The following is an 18,940-nucleotide window of genomic DNA, read 5'->3' on the forward strand; positions in this document are numbered from 1 at the left end:
GCAGGCGGCTCAGGGGGAGCCAGGGATGCTCTGCACGAATCAGCGCGTCGTGGGCATCTGCGGGCTCGGGCAGTCTGCAGCGTTGCAAATACTCGCAATAGCTCCAGCTATTGCTGCGTTTTGCGCCTTGCAGCCCCTCCCGATCCGCAGCGCCCACTTTCCGCTTGATTCGTGCAGAGCATCCCTAAAGATCCGCAAGGACCCGCAAATGCGCTTCCACGCTGCGCGCCAGCGGCCCCATCACATAGCCGCCTTCCAGGCACGAGACGATACGTCCCTTGGAATATCGCAGCGCCACATCCTTCACCCGCTGGGTGATCCAGGCGTAGTCCTGCTCGGTCAGGCCCAGCTGCCCCATGTCGTCTTCGCGGTGACCATCGAAGCCTGCGCTCACAAAAATCATTTCGGGCTTGAAGGCCTCCAGCCGGGGCATCCACATCATCTCGATGATCTCGCGGATGTCCATGCCGCGGGTGTACGCCGGTACCGGCACATTGACCATGTTGGGGGCCGGGCTCTGGTCTCCGCTGTACGGGTAGAACGGGTGCTGGAAGATGCTGACCATCAGCGCACGCGGGTCGTTGGCCAGAATGTCCTCGGTGCCGTTGCCGTGGTGCACGTCGAAGTCCACCACCGCCACACGCCGCAGGTTGTAGCGCTGCAGCGCGTACTTGGCCGCCACCGCCACGTTATTGAAGAAGCAAAAGCCCATGGCCTTGTCACGGCAGGCATGGTGGCCGGGCGGGCGCACGGAGCAGAACGCGTTCTCGATCTCCCCGGCCATCACCGCATCGGTCGCGGCCAGCGCCGCACCAGCAGCGCGCAGCGATGCCTTCCAGGTGTGGGCGTTGATGGAGGTATCGGTGTCGATCTGCGCGTAATGGGGGCCGCCCGCCATCAGCTCTTCGTTGAGCCGGTCGGACAGTCCTCGCAACGCGGCAATGTGCATGCGGCCGTGGGCCAGTTCGATGTCGGCGAGCGACGCCTCGGGGGCGTCGTAGCGCTCCAGCGCATCGCCCACACCGGTGACCAGCAAGCGGTCTTCGATGGCATCCAGCCGTTCGGGACATTCAGGGTGACCCGGGCCCATCTCGTGCTTCCAACAGTCCCGATGGGTGAAATAGCCCGTCTTGCTCACAGTCTTGTCCCCGCGTATCGCAATTTTTGGTGTTTTTCGGATAACGTCGCGCTATGAATGCACAGCACAAGATCAAATCCTTACTGGATCAGCTTAACACGGTGATCGTCGGCAAACAGGCCCAGGTACAGGACTGCGTGGCCTGCCTGCTGGCCGGCGGGCACCTGCTCATCGAAGACGTGCCCGGGGTGGGCAAGACCACGCTGGCCCATGCACTCTCGCGCACCTTCGGCCTGCAGTTTTCGCGCGTTCAGTTCACGGCCGACCTGATGCCCAGCGACCTGACCGGCGTGTCGGTGTACGAGCGCGGCAAGGAGTCCTTCGTGTTCCACCCCGGCCCGGTGTTCGCGCAGGTGCTGCTCGCCGACGAGATCAACCGCGCCAGCCCCAAGACCCAGAGCGCGCTGCTCGAAGCCATGGAAGAAAAACAGGTGTCGGTGGAAGGCGAGACCCGCCCCCTGCCCCACCCCTTCTTCGTGATCGCCACGCAGAACCCGCACGACCAACTGGGTACCTTCGCGCTGCCCGAGTCGCAACTCGACCGCTTTCTGATGCGCATCTCCATCGGCTACCCCGACCGCGCGGCCGAACGCGTGCTGCTGGCCGGCGCCGACCGCCGCGACATGGTCGACACCATGCTGCCCCTGCTGTCGGACGAGGAGCTGGCCGAACTGCAGCGCCAGGTGGTGGCCGTACACACGGCCGACCCGCTGCTGAACTATGTGCAGGACCTGATCGCCGCCACCCGCTCGGGCCGCTGGTTTCTGCAGGGCCTGTCGCCCCGCGCGGGCATCGCCCTGGTGCGCGCGGCCAAGGCGCAGGCGCTCATCAGCGGGCGCGACTACGTGGCCCCCGACGACGTGCAGGCCGTGCTACCCCAGACGATCGCCCACCGCCTGGTGCCCGTGGGGGATGCGGGGCGCGGGGCTGTGGAGCAGGTGCGGGCCATGGTGGATGCAGTACCGCTGGCCTGACGCATGGACTCCGCTGCCCCGCTCTCCCTCTCCCCCTTGGCGCGCTGGCGTGGCTTGGCGGCGCGGCTTAGCCCGATGGCACCGCTGCGCCGGCGCTTTCAGCACTGGTGGCAGGGCCGGTTGCCGCTGAACGACACGCTGACGCTGACCCAGCGCAATGTGTACATCTTGCCCACCGGGGCTGGCTGGATGCTGGCGCTGACGCTGATCGTCCTGCTCATTGCCTCCATCAACTACCAGCTCAACCTGGGCTATCTGCTGACGTTTCTGCTCGCCGGCAGCGCGGTGATCGGCATGCACATCTGCCACGCCAACCTGCGCGGCCTCACACTGCACCTGAAGGCGCCCGACCCCCACTTCATGGGTACCAGCACGGCGTTCGACATCCAGGTGTCCAGCGAACGCAAGACGCCGCGCTATGGCATTGCGCTGTCGGTGCACGGCACGGGCAAGGAGTCGCACCATTGGGCCTGGACGGACGTGCCGGCGCAGGGGCAGGCCAGCGTGCAGGTGGCGTTCAAGCCAGAGCGCCGGGGCCTGCACCATGTGCCCACGCTCACGGCCGAGACCCGGTTTCCGCTGGGCACCTTCCGGGTGTGGACATACTGGCGCCCCGCCGCCCAGGTGCTGGTCTACCCCATGCCGGAAACTCCTGCGCCACCCCTGCCCGCCGGCGAGCCGCGCGCGGGCGGGTCCGGCAGCACGCCGACCCAGGGCATCGGCGAGTTCGACGGTGTGCGCGCCTACCGGCGCGGCGACCCTTTGAAGCTGGTGGTCTGGAAGAAAGCCGCCAAGACCTTGGGCACGGGCACGGATGACCTCGTCAGCCGGGATGCGCAACAGGCCCAGCGGCAGGAACTGTGGCTGGACCTGGCGCGCGCCACGCTGCCCGACCATGAGGCACGCATCTCGCGCCTCGCGGCCTGGGTGCTGCAGGCCGACCGGCTCGGGCTGGAATACGGACTGCGCCTGCCGGGCGTCGAAATAAACCCCGACACCGGCGCCGCGCACCGCAGGCGTTGCCTGGAGGCGTTGGCACTGTGCTGACAGCAGCATCGAATTGCCCTCCGCCGCAGCACTCAAAAGCCCTTAAAGCTTTTTTCAATAGCAAATCATTCACCGGAACGCCAAGCGTGACTCTTTCGCAATGACCCTGCGCCAAACGCTGACCTCCCTGCCGCGCGACGCGCGCGACACGCTGTTCCTGTTGTTCGTGATCGTCTGGGTCATCGCGCCGCAGGTGCCCAACCTTCCGGTGTGGACCACCGTGCTCGCGGGCGGGCTGCTGCTGTGGCGCGGCTGGCTGGCCATCAAGGGCAAGGCCCTGCCCGGCCGCTGGACGGTGGCCGCGCTGCTGGCGCTGGCGGTGGTGGGCACGCTGCTCACCCACCGCACGATCCTCGGTCGCGACGCCGGGGTCACGCTGATCGTGTTGCTGCTGGTGCTCAAGATGCTGGAGCTGCGCGCCCGGCGCGACGCGATGGTGGTGTTCTTCCTGGGCTTCTTCACGATGCTCAGCAATTTCTTCTTCTCGCAGTCGCTGCCCACCGCCGCTGCCATGCTGGTGGCGCTGCTGGGCCTGCTGATGGCGCTGGTCAACGCGCACATGCCCGTGGGGCGCCCTGCCCTCGCGCAGACCTTCCGCATCGCCGGCACCATGGCCTTGCTGGGTGCCCCGATCATGGTGGCGCTGTTCATGCTGTTCCCGCGCATGGCGCCGCTGTGGGGCATGCCCAGCGAGAACCTCACCGGGCGCAGCGGCCTGTCGGGCACGATGAAGATCGGCGACATGGCCGAGATCGCGCTCGATGAGCGCGTGGCCATCCGCCTGCGCTTCGAAGGGAGCGTCGACGATGTGCCGCCCCAGGCGATGCTCTATTTCCGCGGCCCCGTCTTGACGGGCTTCGACGGCCGGCAGTGGAATGCGGAACCGTTTCGCGAAGACAGCGCATGGGCGGCCCGTGTGGCCCTGCCGGCAAACCTGCAGACCAGCGGCCGCGCCGTGCGGTACGAAGTGACGCTCGAACCCCAGCGGCAACCCTGGCTGATGGTGCTGGAAGCCACCCCCGAGGCGCCCAGCCTGCCCAACATGCAGGCTTACATGACGCAGGATCTACAGTGGCTGACCACGCGGCCCATCACGGAGGTGCTGCGCTATCAGGCCGTGAGCTACCCGGAGTTCCGCCATGGCCCACAGCAATCGGTGCGCCCATTGCGCGTGCACACCGAGCTGCCGCCCGGTTTCAACCCGCGCACTCTGGAGCTAGCCACGCAGATGCGGGCAGATCCGGTCCTGTCCGGCGGAGGGACGCAGGCCCTCGTCACTGCAGCCCTGCAACGCCTGCGCACCGGCGGCTACAGCTATTCCCTCGACCCTGGCGTCTTCGGCGAACACACCGCCGACGAATTCTGGTTCGACCGCAAGGAAGGTTTTTGCGAACACATCGCCTCCGCGTTCGTCATCCTGATGCGCGCCATGGACGTGCCTGCCCGCATCGTCACCGGCTACCAGGGCGGTGAGCGCAACCCGGTGGATGGCTACTGGACCGTGCGCAACGCCGATGCGCATGCCTGGGCCGAAGTCTGGATGGAAGGCCGCGGCTGGGTGCGCGTGGACCCCACCGGCGCGGTATCCCCCGGCCGGATCGGCCAGTTCCAGCGCCTGCGGGCCCCCCAGGGCGCTTTCGCTGCGGCAATGGGCACCATCGGGATGACCCAGAGCCTGCGCGCCGTCTGGGAAGCCGTCAACAACAGCTGGAACCAGTGGGTGCTCAACTACACCCAGAGTCGCCAGATGGACCTGCTCAAGGCCCTGGGGTTCGAATCGCCCAGTTGGCAGGACCTGACCACGGTCCTGGGCTACCTGATCATCTCAGCTGCCGTGGTGGCTGGAGCCTGGGGCCTGTGGGAACGCAGCCAGCACGACCCGTGGCTGCGGCTGCTGGCGCGCACGCGCCAGCGGCTGGCGCGTGCAGGCCTGGCGTTGCCGGACAACCTGCCGCCCCGCGCGATGGCAGAGCGCGTGCAGGCACAATTCGGAACCCCGGCCGCCGCGGTCGCCGAGTGGCTGCTGCGCCTGGAGCGCCTGCGCTATGCCCCCGACCCCGGCGCTGAACTCGGCACACTGCGCAGCGAGTTCCGCAGCCTGCCGTGGCCCAAGCCTGCCCCCCATTGAATCCACCGATATCGGACATGCTGAATCCCCTGAGCCGGACCGCCCTTGCAATTGCTATCACATTGGTAGCATCCCTCTCCACCCCAGCCAGCGCTAACACGCAAAAATCCCCGAAACCCGCGGGCAAGAGCAGCGCAGCGCCCGCCAGGCAACCCGCCGTCCTGTACGCCACCCGCCCCGAGGCGCTGCAGTTTGCCGACGACCTGGCCGCGCGCCGCGACCTGGACCGCGAGTGGGTGCGCCAGGCCATCGGCCAGGCGCAGTTCCTCACGCAGGTGCCCCGCCTGATGCTGCCGCCAGCCAAGGGCACGGCCAAGAACTGGCGCGTGTACCGCAGCCGCTTTGTGGAGCCCATACGCATCCGCGCGGGCGTGCGCTTTTGGCAGCAGAACGAGGCCGCACTCGCGCGGGCCGAGCGCGAATACGGCGTGCCTGCAGAGATCATCGTGGGCATCATCGGCGTGGAAACCATCTACGGCCAGCAGATGGGCAACTTCCGTGTGATGGATGCGCTGGCCACGCTGGCCTTCGACTTCCCGTCGGCCCACCCGCGTGCCAAGGAGCGCACCGAGTTCTTTCGCCGCGAGCTCGAGCAGTTTTTGAGCTTCACCAACCGCAGCAACACCGACCCGTTCGAGGCCCGGGGCAGCTATGCCGGTGCCATGGGCCTGGGCCAGTTCATGCCGTCCAGTTGGGTGCGCTATGCCATCGACTTCGATGGCGACGGCCGTGTGGACCTGTTCAACAGTCCGGCCGACGCTATCGGCTCGGTCGCCAACTACTTTCGCGGCCACGGCTGGACGCCCGGTATGCCCACGCACTTCGGCGTGCAGTTCGACACCGCACGTCTGCAGCTCGATGACCTGATGGCCCCCGACATCCTGCCCACCTTCAGCGTGGCCAGCATGCAGGCCAAGGGCGCCGTGCTGGACGCCGCGGGCGTGCAGCACACCGGCCCCCTGGCCTTGATCGAACTGCAAAACGGCGGCGATGCCGCCAGCTACGTGGCAGGCACCGAGAACTTCTACGCCATCACCCGCTACAACTGGTCGAGCTACTACGCGATGGCCGTGATCGAGCTGGGCCGCGAAGTGTCCGCCGCGCGCGCCGGGCAGTGATCGCCGGAGTCCCCGGGCTCCGCAGCAGCCGGTGACCAGCCGAGTTCCGGTGCGATGTACCGCGCGGTGTCGCTCAGGATCTGCGCATAGTCTTCGACGCTGAAGTCGTACGGCAGCTCCAGCCGCAGCGCCTGCACTTGCGGCACGATGGGATCCTTGCGCAGGCTCTCCAGAATCTCGTCCGACGTGCCCACCAGGTCGCGCGCGAACAGCGTGCGGCGGTCGCCCTGCGGTCCCAGCGTGCGCGGCAACCGCAATGCAGCCCATGCACGGTAGCGGGCGCGCGTGCCGGCGTCCGCACTGTCCAGCGGCACGATGACCCGCCCCAGCGCCACACGCGGCGCATACGGCGCCGACCAGTTCGCGTGGAACAAGTCGAGCTGGCTGCGCTGCGCCGCGAAGAAGTCGTCCGTCTGCTCACCTCGGTTGAGATTGCCGATCAGCAAGTGGTAGCCGTTCGCACCCGCCCATTGGGCTGACCGCAAAGAGCCGCCCCCGTACCACAGGCGCTCCACCAGCCCTGCAGCATGCGGCTGCACCCGCGGGCGCTGGCGGCCTGCAGGCGACTCCACGAAGAAATCATCGTCACCCAAGAAGTCGCCGCGCAAATTGCTGCGCAAGCGCTCCACCCGGGCGTGCGAAAAATCGATGGCCTGCGCATCGCCGTCGAACAAGCGCCCGCCCAACAGCGGCCCGTACGGCGGCGCCCCCGCACTCAGCCCCACCTGCAGCCGCCCGCGCGACAGCACGTCCACCGTCGCCAGGTCCTCGGCCAGCCGAAAAGGGTTCTCATACCCCATCTGGATCACCGCCGTGCCCAGCGCGATGCGCCGCGTGCGCTGCGTGGCGGCGGCCAGCAGCGTGGCCGCTGACGACACCGCCCGCTCCAGATGCCGCTGACGCACCCATGCGCCCTGGTAGCCCAGGGCTTCCCCCAGCTCGAACAGGCGCAAGGTGTCTTCCAGCCCTTGCAGCGGGCTGTCCTCGGCATAGTTGCCAGGGGTCAGGAATGCGAGATGCGCGATGGCCATGGTCAAAACTTCGGTAGTCCTGGGGGGTTGGTTTCGGATTTGGGCAAGGCCTCCTCCAGCAAGCTCCAGCGCTGCAGCGCCTGCGTGTACTTGCCGTTCTTGATGAGCCCGTTGGTGGCCAGCGTCAGCGCATCGGCCAGGCCCGATCCCTTGCGCGTGGTGATGGCCACGTCGGACTTGAGCGGCCAGCCCGCGTTCACCGTGCCCACGAGCTTGATCTTGCCGTCCTTGGCCGCGTGGTAGGCCTGCGGCGCGTTGGGGTTGAAGTTGGCGTCGGCCCGGCCCGACACCACGCCCAGCAGCCGCGCGGCATCGTCGTCGAAGTACACGGGCTCCACGGGCTTGAGGCCTGCGGTGACGTTCTGCTTGTTCCACTCCAGCAGGATGCGCTCCTGGTTGGTGCCCGATCCGGTAATGACCTTGAGACCGGCGATGTCCTTGGGCTCCTTGATGGAGGTGATCTTGCTGTCGGCCCGCACATAAAAGCCGTGCAGCCCCAGGCGGTAGGTGGAGAAGTCGTACTTCTCCTTGCGCAGCTCCGTCACGCCCACGTTGGAGATCACCGCGTCGTACTTGCCCGAGGTGAGCCCGAGCGGCCAGTCGGCCCAGGCAATCGGAAGCAGTTCGAGCTTGAGCCCCAGCGCGTCGGCAATGAGCTGCGCATAGTCCGGATCGAACCCCACCACCGTCTTGGCGTCGCTGGCATACGTGGCGATGGGCGGCGCAAACGGCGCGATCGCCACGGTGAAGACGCCCTCCTTCACGAACTTGAAATTCTTCGGAATGGCCTGGACGGCCGCTGCGTCTTTCTCGGCGCGGATGCGGCCCTTTTGCTCCGGACTGAAGTCGAACGCGGTGGCAGCACCGGCCACGGTCCACGCGCAGGACAGCGCGCACGCCGAGGCCAGGGCCACCAGGCTGCGGCGCGATAAGGAATGGAGAGTCATGAACAGTCCTTGAAGGCCGCAGGCTTACTTCTTGGGCAGGCCGGGAGGGTTGGTGCGCGAGACCTGGATGGCTTCGGACTGCAGGTTCCAGCGCTCGAGCGCCTTGGCATAGTTGCCGTTCTTGATCTGCGCGTTCAGTGCCGCGGTGATCGCGTCGGCAATGCCCGAGCCCTTGCGCGAGGTCACGGCGATCTCGGCCGCCTGCGGCCAGCCGCCCGAGAAGGTGCCCACCAGTTTCGTCTTGCCATCGCGCGCGTTGTGCGCGGCGATGCCGTTGGGTGCCAGGTAGGCGTCGGCGCGGCCCGAGGCCAGCGCCAGGTACAGCACCACATCGTCGTCGTAGTACTGGATGTCCACGGGCTTGAGGCCCGCGGCGATGTTCTGCTGGTTCCAGCGCACCAGAATCTGCTCCTGGTTGGTGCTCGCGCCCACCACCACCTTCAGGCCCGCCACATCCTTGGGTTCCTTCACCGACGTGATCTTGCTGTCGGCCTTCACGTACACGCCCAGCTGGTCATTGCGGTAGGTCGAGAAGTCGAACTTCTCCTTGCGCTCCTCGGTCACGGTGACGTTGGAGATCACCACATCGAACTTGCCGGACTGCAGGCCCAGCGGCCAGTCGGCCCAGGCCACCGACACCAGCTCCAGCTTGCGCCCCAGGCTGTCGGCCACTAGTTGCGCGATGTCCGGCGCGTTGCCCACGGGCGTCTTGTTGTCGGTGGCGTAGGCACCAAACGGCAGGCGGCCGGTGGTGGTGCCCACGGTGAGCACGCCGTCCTTGGCGAACTTGAAGTCCTTGGCGACGAGCTTGATCGCCTCGTCCACCTTCTGCGAGCGGGGGCGCGTGGGCTGCTCGGGGCTCAGGTCGATGGCCTGCGCAGCAGCGTGGATGGGCGCCAATGCGGCGATGGAGGCAGCGGCCAGTGCCAGGGCTGCGAGGGTTCGGTTCACAAGGGTCATGGGTCGGCTCCGGGGATGAAATGGATGGGTCAAGAAAACAGGCAAAGGAAGAAGCAAAAAATCGGGTAGATCACAGCGGCACCCATGCCGCAGCCCGGCCTGGGCTACAGGCCGGCTGACCCAGAAGGGCCGTTGCGGGCGGGGGAATGTGAGGTGTGCCGGCTACTCAGAGCACCTTGGCCAGGAACTCCGCGGTGCGGGGGTGGTCGGGCTGGCTGAACACCTTGGCGGGTGTGCCGGTCTCCAGCACGCGGCCCTGCTCCATGAAGACGACCGTGTCGGCCACCTCGCGGGCAAAGCCGATTTCGTGCGTCACGATGATGAGCGTGGTGCCGGTGCGCGCCAGCTCCTTGATCACATCGAGCACCTCGCCCACCAGTTCAGGGTCCAGCGCAGAGGTGGGCTCGTCGAACAGCAGCACCTTGGGCTTGAGCGCCAGGGCCCGTGCGATGGCCACGCGCTGCTGCTGCCCGCCGGAGAGTTGCCGCGGATAGCTGTGCGCCTTGTCGGACAGGCCCACGCGCGCCAGCAGCTCCAGCGCCAGGGCCTCGGCGTCTGCACGCGGCAGCTTGCGCACGGTGACCGGCGCTTCGACGATGTTCTCCAGCACCGTGAGGTGCGGGAACAGGTTGAAGTTCTGGAACACCATGCCCACATCCACCCGGCGTTGGAGGATGTCCTTCTCGCCCAGCTCGAACAGGGTGTCCGCGTCCTGGCGGTAGCCGATCAGCTCGCCATCGATGGCGATGAAGCCATCGTCCACGCGCTCCAGGTGGTTGATGGTGCGCAGCAAGGTCGACTTGCCCGAGCCCGACTGGCCCAGGATCACCGTGACGCTGCCGGGCTGCACCGTCAGCGTCACATCCTTCAGTACGCGCAAGGCGCCGTAGCTCTTGGACACGCCGTGGATGGTGACCTCGCCACCGCGATTGCGCTCGCCCGTCCAGCGCGGCACGGTGGCGACGGCGGGCGTGGGCGCTGCTGCCGGTGCGGCCACGGCCGTATCCGCTTGAACGGCCACGCGCCGCGCAGGCCACAGGCGCTGCGCAATGCCGCTGAAGATCGACGGCGGCAGGCTGCGCAGCGCGCCCTTGGAAAAATGCCGCTCGATGTAGTACTGCAGCAGCGACAGCACCGTGAGGATCACCAGGTACCACACGGTGGCCACCATCAGCAGCGGGATCACCTCCAGGTTGCGGCGGTAGATGATCTGGATGGTGTAGAACAGCTCGGGCAGGGCCAGGATGTACACATTGGACGTGCCCTTGGCCAGCCCGATGATGTCGTTGAAGCCCGCGGGCAATATGGACCGCATCGCCTGCGGCAGCACGATGCGAAATGCCTGGCGGCGGCGCGGCAGACCCAGGGCGGCCGCTGCTTCGAGCTGCCCCTGGTCCACCGACAAAATGCCGCCGCGCACGATCTCCGACGCAAACGCTGCCTGGTTCAGCGTGAGGCCGATCAGCGCCGCCACGAACGGGCTGATGAGCTGCGTGGTGGGGTACGAGAAGAACGTCCAGCTGGTGAACGGCACGCCCAGGCTCACGGTCTCGTACAGGTAGCCCAGGTTGTTGATGATGAGCAGCAGCACGATGACCGGGATGGACCGGAAGATCCAGATGAAGGTCCACGACAGCCCCGCCAGCAGCGGCGAGCGCGACACCCGGGCCAGCGCCAGCGCCGTGCCCAGGGTGAAGCCGAACAGCGCCCCCAGCGCGGTGAGCAGCAGCGTGCGGCCCAGGCCCAACAGCACGGGCTCCGAGAAGAAATACTCGCCGAAGATGCTCCAGCCCCAGCGCGGGTTGGTGAACACCGAGTACAGCACCAGCCCGATGACCACGGCGGCAAACACCGTGCCGGCCGCCCGTGCCCGGTAGCGCGCGGGCACGACTTTGTAGTGTGAATAGTCGCCCTTCACCGGGGCAGGGGCCGAGGAGGACGAGGGCGTGAGGGCAGGCGCGCCGGCCCCATGGCTGTGGGCACCAGGGGGCGCGGCATGGCCGGGGCCCAGCGGCAGACCGGCAGCGGCGTCCAGGGTGGTGGAGGTGGACATGGTGGTGAGGTCTCGCAGGCTGTCGGGGTTCGTGGAAAAAAAGCGGGGGCAGGCGGGGCCGGTGCGCGTGACGGTTTCAGGCCGCTTGCGCAACCACCGCGGCGCGCCCCGCGCCCAGGGCGTGCGGTGTGGCGGGCGCCGTCGTCAACATGGCGGCGGACTCCAGGCCGTCCACTGCGCGCAGGGTCTTCTCGAACGGCAGATGGCGGTACGTCTCGTGCGGCAGCGATGTGTCGAACAGCGCCGTGTACCCGTGGCCCAGGTACAGCCCGACGGCCTCGGGCTGGCGAAAGCCGGTGGTGAGGTACAGCCGCGCATAGCCCTGGCGCAGCGCCTGGGCTTCGAGCTCCAGCAGCACCTTGGCGGCGAGGCCCTGGCGACGGTGGGCCGAGTGCGTCCACACGCGCTTGAGCTCCGCCGTGTGCGCATCGCTGTGGCGCTTGAAGGCGCCGCCGCCAATCGCCTGCCCGCCGCGCAGCAGCAGCACAAAGCTGCCACCGTGCTCCGGCGTGAACAGTTCGGGCGGGTACTTCTCCATCTCGCGCTGCCCGCCTTCGCGGTCATAGAACTCGCCGTAGCGCGACTCGTACTCGTGCGACAGCTCGTCGATGAGCGGGCGCGCCAGGGGATCGGCAGGCGAGGTGTAGATGAAGCTGTCACTCATGGGGAGGGCTTTCTCGTGAAAGGGGTCTCAGGCCAGAAACCGCTCGGCCAGCCGCACCCAGTACGTGGCCGAGGGCGCCAGGATGGCGTCGTTGAAGTCGTAGTACGGGCTGTGCAGCGATGCCCCATCGCCGTTGCCCACGAACACGTAGCTGCCGGGGCGTTTGAGCAGCATGAAGGCGAAGTCCTCGCTGGCTGTGCGGGGGCGAAAGCCTGCGTCCACACGGGCTGCGCCAAAGGTGTCCAGCGCCACGCTGCGTGCCAGCTCCGTTTCTGCCTCGTGGTTGAGCACGGCCGGATAGCCGGGCCGGTACAACACATCGGCCGTGGCGCCGAAGCTCTCGGCCTGCGCGCGGGCTATGGCCGGAATGCGCTCCTTGAGCACCTCGCGCACCTCGGGCTTGAAGGCGCGGGCGGTGAGCTTGAGCTCCACGCTCTCGGGCACCACGTTGGGCGCGTTGCCGCCATGGATGGAGCCTACGGTGACCACGCCCATGTCCAGCGGATCGACGTTGCGCGAGACCACCGTCTGCAGCGCGGTGATGATGTGCGCGCTGGCCACCACGGGGTCCACCGTCTCGTGCGGCGCGGCGCCGTGGCCGCCCTTGCCGCGCACGGTGATGGTGATCTGGTCCACCGAGGCCATGGCAGGCCCGGTCACGCAGCCGAAGTGCCCCGCGCCCACGCAGGGCCAGTTGTGCAGGCCGAACACCGCGTCGCACGGAAAGCGCTCGAACAGTCCCTCGCCGATCATGCGGTGGGCACCACCGCCGTTCTCTTCGGCGGGCTGAAAGATCAGGTTGAGCGTTCCGTCGAATCGGCCCGACTCGGCCAGGAAGCGCGCGGCCGCCAGCAGCACCGTGGTGTGCCCATCATGTCCGCAGGCGTGCATCACCCCGGCATTGCGGCTGGCATACGGCAGGCCCGTGGCCTCGGTGATGGGCAGTGCATCCATGTCGGCACGGATGCCCAGGGTCTTGGTGCCCTGCCCTTTGCGCAGCGTGCCCACCAGGCCGGTGCCCGCGATGCCGGTGGTCACCTCGTACCCCCAGGACGCGAGGCGCTCGGCCACAATGGCCGAGGTGCGGTGCTCCTGGAACGACAGCTCCGGGTGCTGGTGCAGGTCCCGGCGCAATGCCTGGAACTCGTGGATGAAGGCGGCAATGCCCTCTTCCACGCTTTTCACCCGCTGCACGTCGTGTGCGGAAGCCGCTGCTGGCAATGCGGCGCCCATCACGCCACCTTCTTCTCTGGCGCCGTGTCTGCATCCGCATCGGCCTGCGCATACCGGCTGGCCTTGCGCTGCAAGCCCAGGTGGTCGCGCAGCGTGTGGCCCGGCAGCGTGCGCTGGTAGCGGCCCCGCGCTTCCAGCACGGGGATCACGTGGGTGATGAAATCATCGAGCCCCTGCGACAGCACGGGAAAGCCCAGGATGAAGCCATCGGCCGCGCCCTCGTCCACCCAGCGGATGATCTCGTCGGCCACGCGCTCGCCGGTACCGACGAACTGCGAGCGCGGCGTGGCGGCCTCCAGCGCCACCTGGCGCAGGGTCAGGCCGCGCGCCGTGGCATCGGCCTTGATGCGGTCGGTGGTGGAGCGAAAACTGTTGCGGCCTATCTCGCCCAGCTCCGGGAAGGGCGCGTCCAGCGGGTACTGGCTGAAGTCGTGGTGGTCGAAGTAGCGGCCCAGGTAGGCCAGCGCTTCATCGACCGTGAGCAGCTCGCGGATGGCCTGGTACTTGGCGTCCGCCTCGTCCTGCGTGGCGCCCACCACGGGCCCGATGCCGGGGAATATCTTCACATCGTCGGCCTGGCGGTCATGCACTACGGCACTGGCCTTGACCTTGCGGAGAAAGCTGCGAGTCTCCTCCACCGACGGCGAATGGGTGAACACCGCATCGGCGTACTTGCCCGCCAGGCCGATGCCGGCGTCGGAGGAACCCGCCTGGAAGATCACCGGCTGCCCCTGCGGCGACCGGCCGATGTTGAGCGGCCCCGCCACCTGGAAGAAGCGGCCCTTGTGGTCCAGCGTGTGCAGCTTGGCGGGGTCGAAGAACTGGCCCGTGGCGCGGTTGCGCACCACGGCGTCTTCGTCCCAGCTATCCCACAGGCCTTGCGTCACCTGCAGGTATTCGTCGGCGATCTCGTAGCGCAGCGCATGGTCCGGGTGGTTGCGGCTGTAGTTGCTGGCCGTGCCCTCCAGCGGCGTGGTCACCACGTTCCAGCCGGCGCGCCCCTTGCTGATGAGGTCCAGCGACGCGAACTGCCGCGCCACCGTGAATGGTTCGCTGTACGAGGTGGAGATGGTGCCCGCCAGCCCGATCTTCGACGTCGCCACGGCCAGCGCCGACAGGATGGAGATGGGCTCGAACCGGTTCAAAAAGTGCGGGATCGACTTCGCGTTGATGAAGAGCCCGTCGGCAACAAAGGCGAAGGCGATGCCGTTGGCCTCGGCCTTCCGCGTGGTCTCGATGTAGAAGTCGAGGTTGACGCTCGCGTCCGCGGGACCTGCGGGGTGCTTCCACGAATTCATGTGGCCGCCTGCACCGTGCAGCATGACGCCGAATCGGATGGGTTGTGGGGTGTTGCTCATGGTGTCTGTTCCTGGGGAAAGGGGGGCGGCCGGCGGGTCAGGCCTCGGCGGTGGCATAGGCGCCCGCCAGCAGCTCCACCGAGGCCAGGCGCTCGGCAAAGCCCGCGACCGGCGTGTCGACCACGAACTCTTCGATGCCGTAGCGCTCACTGAGCGCATCGAGCTGCTCGCGCACATGCTCGGGCGAGCCGGCGATCACGTGGGGCCGGGTTTCTTCGAGCCGGTAGTCCGCCACACCAGCCTGGCGCGCAAACTCCGCGGCGGCCTGGGCGCTGGGCAGGTTCACGCTCTGCCCGGTGGACAAATGCAGCTTGAAGACACGCAATGCGCCCACCAGGCTGTCGGCCTGCGCCTGCGTGGGGGCCACGAGCGCATAGAGCGCCAGTGACGGGGCCCGGCCCGCGGCCTCGCGGTATACGCGCACCGTGCGCTCGATGTTGGCGGGGTCGCCGTTGAAATGGCCCGCGTACGTGAAGTGCCAGCCGTGGCGTGCCGCCAGCGCCGCGCTGTCGGGGCTGCCGCCGAGCAGATGGCACTCGGGAAGGCTGGGCGGTGCGGGGTAGGCCACGGCGCCCGCCAGCGCGTGGTCCGGGTCCAGCGTGCCGTGCAGAAAGGCGTCCAGCTCCGCAAAGCGCGCGCTGAAATCGGACGGCCTGGATTTGTCGTGCAGCGCTTGCAGCGCCCGGGTGGACAGCGGCAGGCCGCCGGGCGCCTTGCCCACGCCCAGGTCCACGCGGCCGGAGGCCAGGCATGCGAGCACCTTGAACGCCTCGGCCACCTTGAAGGGGCTGTAGTGCTGCAGCATCACGCCGCCAGAGCCGATGCGGATGCGCGAGGTGCGCGCCAGCAGGTGGGCCACCAGCACTTCGGGCGCCGAGCCGGCCAGGCCCGGGTTGCCATGGTGCTCGGCCACCCAGAAGCGGCGGTAGCCCAGCTGCTCGGCGCGCTGGGCCAGCGCTACGGTGCGCTGCAGCGCCTCGGCCGCTGTGGCCCCTTCGGGGATGGGACTTTTGTCGAGCAGGGAGAGGGTGTAGGACACGGTGGAGGCAGCGATTCGCGCATGGGTGATCAATGCGACAAATTCTGTGGCCCGACGGCCTGCACCGGTTGCGCTAACTTTTCATATCGATATGCGGCGCGCGCTGCGCCGCCTACCGCCCACGCCGTGGGTCAGAACCTCGTCATGGTGCAGCTGTGCGGCTGCTGTGCCTTGGCGGCGGCAATCTGCCGCACCACGCGAAAGCCGTAGCCCGAGCCTTCCACGTCGAACTTCACGCCCGGTGCGCCCTTCTTGTCCATCACGCCCACCACCAGCGCCTGCTGGAACTGGTGGTCCGCCGCGCGCATGCTGCCGCCCTGGCCCGACAGCTGCACGTTGGCGCTCTCCATCTGCCGCGCCACGGCCACGGCGTCGGTGCTGCCCGCGCGCTCGATGGACTGGGCGAGCGCCTCGACCATGAGCTGCATGCGCATGTGCACGTAGTCATCCTGCGGCTTGGGAAAGCGTGTGCGGAACGACTGGTAGAACGCCTCGCTCTGCGCGCCCGGCACGTTGGGCAGCCAGTCGGCCACGGCCACCACCTTGCCGATGCCCGCGTCGCCGATGGCGGCGGGCGCACCCAGTGCGTTGCCGTAGAAGGTGTAGAAGCTGCCTTCGTAGCCCACTTCGCGCGCGGCCTTCACCAGCAGCGTGAGATCGTTCCCCCAGTTGCCGGTGACCACGGCCTGCGCGCCGCTGGTCTTGATCTTCACCGCATAGGGTGCGAAGTCCTTCACGCGGCCGATGGGGTGCAGCTCGTCGCCCACCACGGTCACATCGGGGCGCTGGGCGGCCAGCTGCTTTTTCGCCTCGCGCAGCACGGCCTGGCCGAAGCTGTAGTCCTGGCCGATGAGGTAGACGCTCTTCAAGGCCTTGTCTTCGCGCATCACTTCCATCAGCGCGGCCATGCGCATGTCGGCATGGGCATCGAAGCGAAAGTGCCAGAAGCTGCATTTCTCGTTGGTGAGGATGGGGTCCACCGCGGAGTAGTTCAAAAAGATCACGCGCTTGTTCGGCTCGCGCTCGTTGTGCTTGTTGATGGCTTCGATCAACACCGCCGCGGTGGCCGACGAATTGCCCTGCAGAATGACCTGCGCGCCGTCGTCGATGGCCGCGCGCAGTGCCGACAGCGCTTCTTCGTTCTGGCCCTTGCTGTCGTAGCGCTCCAGCGCCAGCGGGCGGGGGCCGCCGCTGCTGGCGGGCAGCTGCACGCCGCCGCGTGCGTTCACACGCTCCATGGCCCAGTAGACGTTGCGGTACACGGCCTCGCCGGTGTTGGCGAACGCCCCCGAGAGGCTTTCGATGAGCGCCACCTTCACCGGCTTGGCGGGCGCACTGGCAGCTGTTGAAGCGCTGCCTTGGGCCGCCGCCGGAGTCGCCGAGAACAACACCCCGGCGATGCCGACAACTGCGGCAAAAACCGCTGGACGTAATGCCGTGGTGCCTGTTTTCAAGCCCCCGGAACGCAATTTATTCATGCCACTTTTTCCCTTGAAAAGCGATGCGGCCGTACACAACTCCTGTCCATGCGGCGACCACGTCGAGAGCCGCGCAGTGTATAGGAGTACTTTCCATGATCTTCGCCCCCGTCGCCCGCCGTTCCGCCTTCAACGCACCCCGCTCTGCCGACCTGGCGCTGCAACGCTTTTTGCTGGGCAGCTTTGCCAATGCAGCCCCTGCAGGCTCTGCCGGCGTGAGCGTGACCCAGGACGAAAAGACCACCACCTTGCAGCTCGATGTGCCCGGCCTGGCGCGCGAGCAACTGTCCATCCAGATCGAAGGCAACCAGGTCCGCCTGCACAGCGTGGAAGGCGCGCCCCGCCAGGTGCAGCGCGCCTGGGAGCTTGCCACCGACATCGACGCCGCCAACAGCTCCGCCAAGCTGGAAAACGGCGTGCTCACCCTGACGCTGGCCCGTCTGGAGCCCGTAAGCCGTGCCACGTCGCTCAACATTCAGTAAAAAGGCGGCGCCCGCACAGTCGCTCGCCCGCAAAGGGCGGGCCGACAGCACCGCGCACGATGCTATTGATTCAATAGCTGGAAGCGCCCTTACCGCAAGCGGTAGGGGCGTTTTTTCTTATGAAACCACCTGCCGACAGGCCTGCGCAGCGGCCCGGGCGCGCGCTCAGTGTGGCAGCACCGGAACCCGGGCCCGCACGCGGTACTCGCTGGGGCTGCAGCCCACGTGGCTGCGGAACACGCGGCTGAAATGCGCGCTGTTCGAAAAGCCCCAGGACAGCGCGATGTCCGTCACCGACCGCTGCGCCTGCGCACTGCTGCGCAGGTCGCGCAGGCAGGCCTCCAGCCGCCGGCGCTGGATCATGGCGGCCAGCGTTTCCTCGTCGTCGGCCACCGCGTTGTAGAGGTGCCGCTTGCTGCAGTTGAGCGCCTGCGCCATGCGGTCGATGGTGAGTTCGGGGTCGCCCAGGTGCCGGTCGATGAACTGGCCGATGCGGTCGCGCAGGGCCTCGCGCTGCGACACGGCGCTGTGCTGGCCGTTGCGCTCCAGCAGCGACAGCTGCACCAGGTGCGTGATCACGTCGGCCACACCGTCGGCAGCGGTGTCGGACATGCTGGGCAGCTCGGTGAACGCCGCGCGCATGGTGTCCCACGCCAGACGCGACACGCCCGTGGTGCCTGAAAACCGCTGCACCATCAGGTCGTCGAGCTTGAGCTTGCGCTCGGGCAGTTGTTCCTTGGGGATCATCAGCACCATCTGGCGCACGGCCTCGGGGTTGCTCACGGCATAGGCGCGCGTGGTGTCGTACACGCTCCATTCGCCGGGCGACAGCCACACCTGCCGGCCGTTCTGCTCGAAGCAGGCGCGCCCTTCGAGCTGCGCCACCACCTTGATGTAGGCCCGGTCGCTGCTGCGGATGAGGCTGGGGGTGCGCACCACACGGTGGCGGCTCACGTCGAGCTGGCACAGGTTCACGTAGCCGGCCTGGCCCGACGTGATGTGGCCCGCAAAGGCCTCGTCGCCGAAGGCATCGGACTCCAGCCCGCCAATGAGGCGCCACACCGCATCGCCCCACAGGTGCAGGCGGTCGCGCGGTGGCACGGTGTCGGTCGATACCTCGGTCAGAGGGTGGGCCATGGGTGTCTCCAGTCGTCATGCAGACGGTGCCGCCTGTCTCAGCGGGATTATCGGCCGCGCCGCTATTCCTGCGGCGGGCACGGAAATCCGGGTAAACCCCCTGCGTCGTGCACGCTGGGACAAGGCTTTTGTGCACGCTCAGCCCAGCGTACC

The 18,940-nt window shown here is 67.7% G+C and carries 16 protein-coding genes; 5 read left to right on the forward strand and 11 right to left on the reverse strand.

Annotation, left to right across the window (positions count from 1 at the left end):
- Positions 1–184: 184 nt before the first annotated feature.
- Positions 185–1,090, reverse strand: a complete 906-nt coding sequence (locus ASF16_RS17940) for a histone deacetylase family protein (RefSeq protein WP_056170316.1) — start codon at positions 1,088–1,090, stop codon at positions 185–187.
- Positions 1,091–1,191: 101 nt separating this feature from the next.
- Here ASF16_RS17940 and ASF16_RS17945 point away from each other — a divergent pair, with 101 nt between their 5' ends.
- The 4 genes from ASF16_RS17945 to mltB all read left to right on the forward strand — a co-directional run bounded on the left by ASF16_RS17945 (position 1,192) and on the right by mltB (position 6,405).
- Positions 1,192–2,112, forward strand: coding sequence for a MoxR family ATPase (locus tag ASF16_RS17945; RefSeq protein ID WP_056170319.1), 921 nt, complete (start codon positions 1,192–1,194; stop codon positions 2,110–2,112).
- A gap of 3 nt (positions 2,113–2,115) precedes the next feature.
- Positions 2,116–3,159 (forward strand): DUF58 domain-containing protein, encoded by a 1,044-nt coding sequence (locus ASF16_RS17950; RefSeq protein WP_056170322.1) that lies wholly within the window; start codon positions 2,116–2,118, stop codon positions 3,157–3,159.
- A gap of 100 nt (positions 3,160–3,259) precedes the next feature.
- Positions 3,260–5,287, forward strand: a complete 2,028-nt coding sequence (locus ASF16_RS17955; protein WP_056170324.1) for a DUF3488 and transglutaminase-like domain-containing protein — start codon at positions 3,260–3,262, stop codon at positions 5,285–5,287.
- A 17-nt stretch (positions 5,288–5,304) separates the two neighbouring features.
- On the forward strand, positions 5,305–6,405 hold the full coding sequence (gene mltB / locus ASF16_RS17960; protein WP_056170327.1) for a lytic murein transglycosylase B: 1,101 nt from the start codon (positions 5,305–5,307) through the stop codon (positions 6,403–6,405).
- Here the strand turns inward: mltB and ASF16_RS17965 are convergent.
- The 9 genes from ASF16_RS17965 to ASF16_RS18010 all read right to left on the reverse strand — a co-directional run bounded on the left by ASF16_RS17965 (position 6,345) and on the right by ASF16_RS18010 (position 17,168).
- Positions 6,345–7,436, reverse strand: a complete 1,092-nt coding sequence (locus ASF16_RS17965; RefSeq protein ID WP_082517013.1) for an LLM class flavin-dependent oxidoreductase — start codon at positions 7,434–7,436, stop codon at positions 6,345–6,347. The genes mltB and ASF16_RS17965 overlap by 61 nt on opposite strands.
- Before the next feature lie 2 nt (positions 7,437–7,438).
- Complete coding sequence (locus ASF16_RS17970) at positions 7,439–8,383, reverse strand: ABC transporter substrate-binding protein (protein WP_056170331.1); 945 nt, start codon at positions 8,381–8,383, stop codon at positions 7,439–7,441.
- Between the two features lie 24 nt (positions 8,384–8,407).
- Positions 8,408–9,343 carry an ABC transporter substrate-binding protein gene (locus ASF16_RS17975; RefSeq protein WP_056170333.1) on the reverse strand — a complete coding sequence of 312 codons (936 nt, stop codon included), beginning with the start codon at positions 9,341–9,343 and terminating at the stop codon, positions 8,408–8,410.
- Positions 9,344–9,509: 166 nt separating this feature from the next.
- Complete coding sequence (locus ASF16_RS27045) at positions 9,510–11,396, reverse strand: amino acid ABC transporter permease/ATP-binding protein (protein ID WP_082517026.1); 1,887 nt, start codon at positions 11,394–11,396, stop codon at positions 9,510–9,512.
- A gap of 76 nt (positions 11,397–11,472) precedes the next feature.
- Positions 11,473–12,060 carry a GNAT family N-acetyltransferase gene (locus ASF16_RS17990; RefSeq protein WP_056170337.1) on the reverse strand — a complete coding sequence of 196 codons (588 nt, stop codon included), beginning with the start codon at positions 12,058–12,060 and terminating at the stop codon, positions 11,473–11,475.
- A 27-nt stretch (positions 12,061–12,087) separates the two neighbouring features.
- Positions 12,088–13,293 (reverse strand): M20 aminoacylase family protein, encoded by a 1,206-nt coding sequence (locus ASF16_RS17995; RefSeq protein ID WP_056170340.1) that lies wholly within the window; start codon positions 13,291–13,293, stop codon positions 12,088–12,090.
- Positions 13,293–14,651 carry an LLM class flavin-dependent oxidoreductase gene (locus ASF16_RS18000; RefSeq protein ID WP_056170343.1) on the reverse strand — a complete coding sequence of 453 codons (1,359 nt, stop codon included), beginning with the start codon at positions 14,649–14,651 and terminating at the stop codon, positions 13,293–13,295. The genes ASF16_RS17995 and ASF16_RS18000 overlap by 1 nt, the downstream gene beginning before the upstream one ends.
- A gap of 37 nt (positions 14,652–14,688) precedes the next feature.
- A complete protein-coding gene (locus ASF16_RS18005) occupies positions 14,689–15,690 on the reverse strand; it encodes an LLM class flavin-dependent oxidoreductase (protein ID WP_056170766.1) in 1,002 nt (333 codons plus the stop codon).
- 131 nt (positions 15,691–15,821) lie between these two features.
- Complete coding sequence (locus ASF16_RS18010) at positions 15,822–17,168, reverse strand: branched-chain amino acid ABC transporter substrate-binding protein (protein WP_056170345.1); 1,347 nt, start codon at positions 17,166–17,168, stop codon at positions 15,822–15,824.
- Between the two features lie 95 nt (positions 17,169–17,263).
- Here ASF16_RS18010 and ASF16_RS18015 point away from each other — a divergent pair, with 95 nt between their 5' ends.
- Positions 17,264–17,650 (forward strand): Hsp20/alpha crystallin family protein, encoded by a 387-nt coding sequence (locus ASF16_RS18015; protein ID WP_056170347.1) that lies wholly within the window; start codon positions 17,264–17,266, stop codon positions 17,648–17,650.
- Between the two features lie 165 nt (positions 17,651–17,815).
- Here ASF16_RS18015 and ASF16_RS18020 read toward each other — a convergent pair whose 3' ends face one another.
- On the reverse strand, positions 17,816–18,787 hold the full coding sequence (locus ASF16_RS18020) for a helix-turn-helix domain-containing protein (protein WP_056170349.1): 972 nt from the start codon (positions 18,785–18,787) through the stop codon (positions 17,816–17,818).
- Between the last annotated feature and the right edge of the window lie 153 nt (positions 18,788–18,940).

Source organism: Acidovorax sp. Leaf78, assembly GCF_001422735.1.
In the GTDB taxonomy this organism is placed as follows: Bacteria; Pseudomonadota; Gammaproteobacteria; order Burkholderiales; family Burkholderiaceae_C; genus Acidovorax.

Excerpts from the sequence above, each read along its gene's own strand:
- ASF16_RS17945 (WP_056170319.1), top strand. The coding sequence starts at position 1,192 with ATGAATGCACAGCACAAGATCAAATCCTTACTGGATCAGCTTAACACG.
- ASF16_RS18000 (WP_056170343.1), bottom strand. The coding sequence starts at position 14,651 with ATGAGCAACACCCCACAACCCATCCGATTCGGCGTCATGCTGCACGGT.
- ASF16_RS17965 (WP_082517013.1), bottom strand. The coding sequence starts at position 7,436 with ATGGCCATCGCGCATCTCGCATTCCTGACCCCTGGCAACTATGCCGAG.
- ASF16_RS17970 (WP_056170331.1), bottom strand. The coding sequence starts at position 8,383 with ATGACTCTCCATTCCTTATCGCGCCGCAGCCTGGTGGCCCTGGCCTCG.
- ASF16_RS17955 (WP_056170324.1), top strand. The coding sequence starts at position 3,260 with ATGACCCTGCGCCAAACGCTGACCTCCCTGCCGCGCGACGCGCGCGAC.
- ASF16_RS18010 (WP_056170345.1), bottom strand. The coding sequence starts at position 17,168 with ATGAATAAATTGCGTTCCGGGGGCTTGAAAACAGGCACCACGGCATTA.
- ASF16_RS17940 (WP_056170316.1), bottom strand. The coding sequence starts at position 1,090 with ATGGGCCCGGGTCACCCTGAATGTCCCGAACGGCTGGATGCCATCGAA.
- ASF16_RS17995 (WP_056170340.1), bottom strand. The coding sequence starts at position 13,293 with ATGGGCGCCGCATTGCCAGCAGCGGCTTCCGCACACGACGTGCAGCGG.
- ASF16_RS17975 (WP_056170333.1), bottom strand. The coding sequence starts at position 9,343 with ATGACCCTTGTGAACCGAACCCTCGCAGCCCTGGCACTGGCCGCTGCC.
- mltB (WP_056170327.1), top strand. The coding sequence starts at position 5,305 with ATGCTGAATCCCCTGAGCCGGACCGCCCTTGCAATTGCTATCACATTG.
- ASF16_RS18015 (WP_056170347.1), top strand. The coding sequence starts at position 17,264 with ATGATCTTCGCCCCCGTCGCCCGCCGTTCCGCCTTCAACGCACCCCGC.
- ASF16_RS18020 (WP_056170349.1), bottom strand. The coding sequence starts at position 18,787 with ATGGCCCACCCTCTGACCGAGGTATCGACCGACACCGTGCCACCGCGC.
- ASF16_RS27045 (WP_082517026.1), bottom strand. The coding sequence starts at position 11,396 with ATGTCCACCTCCACCACCCTGGACGCCGCTGCCGGTCTGCCGCTGGGC.
- ASF16_RS17990 (WP_056170337.1), bottom strand. The coding sequence starts at position 12,060 with ATGAGTGACAGCTTCATCTACACCTCGCCTGCCGATCCCCTGGCGCGC.
- ASF16_RS17950 (WP_056170322.1), top strand. The coding sequence starts at position 2,116 with ATGGACTCCGCTGCCCCGCTCTCCCTCTCCCCCTTGGCGCGCTGGCGT.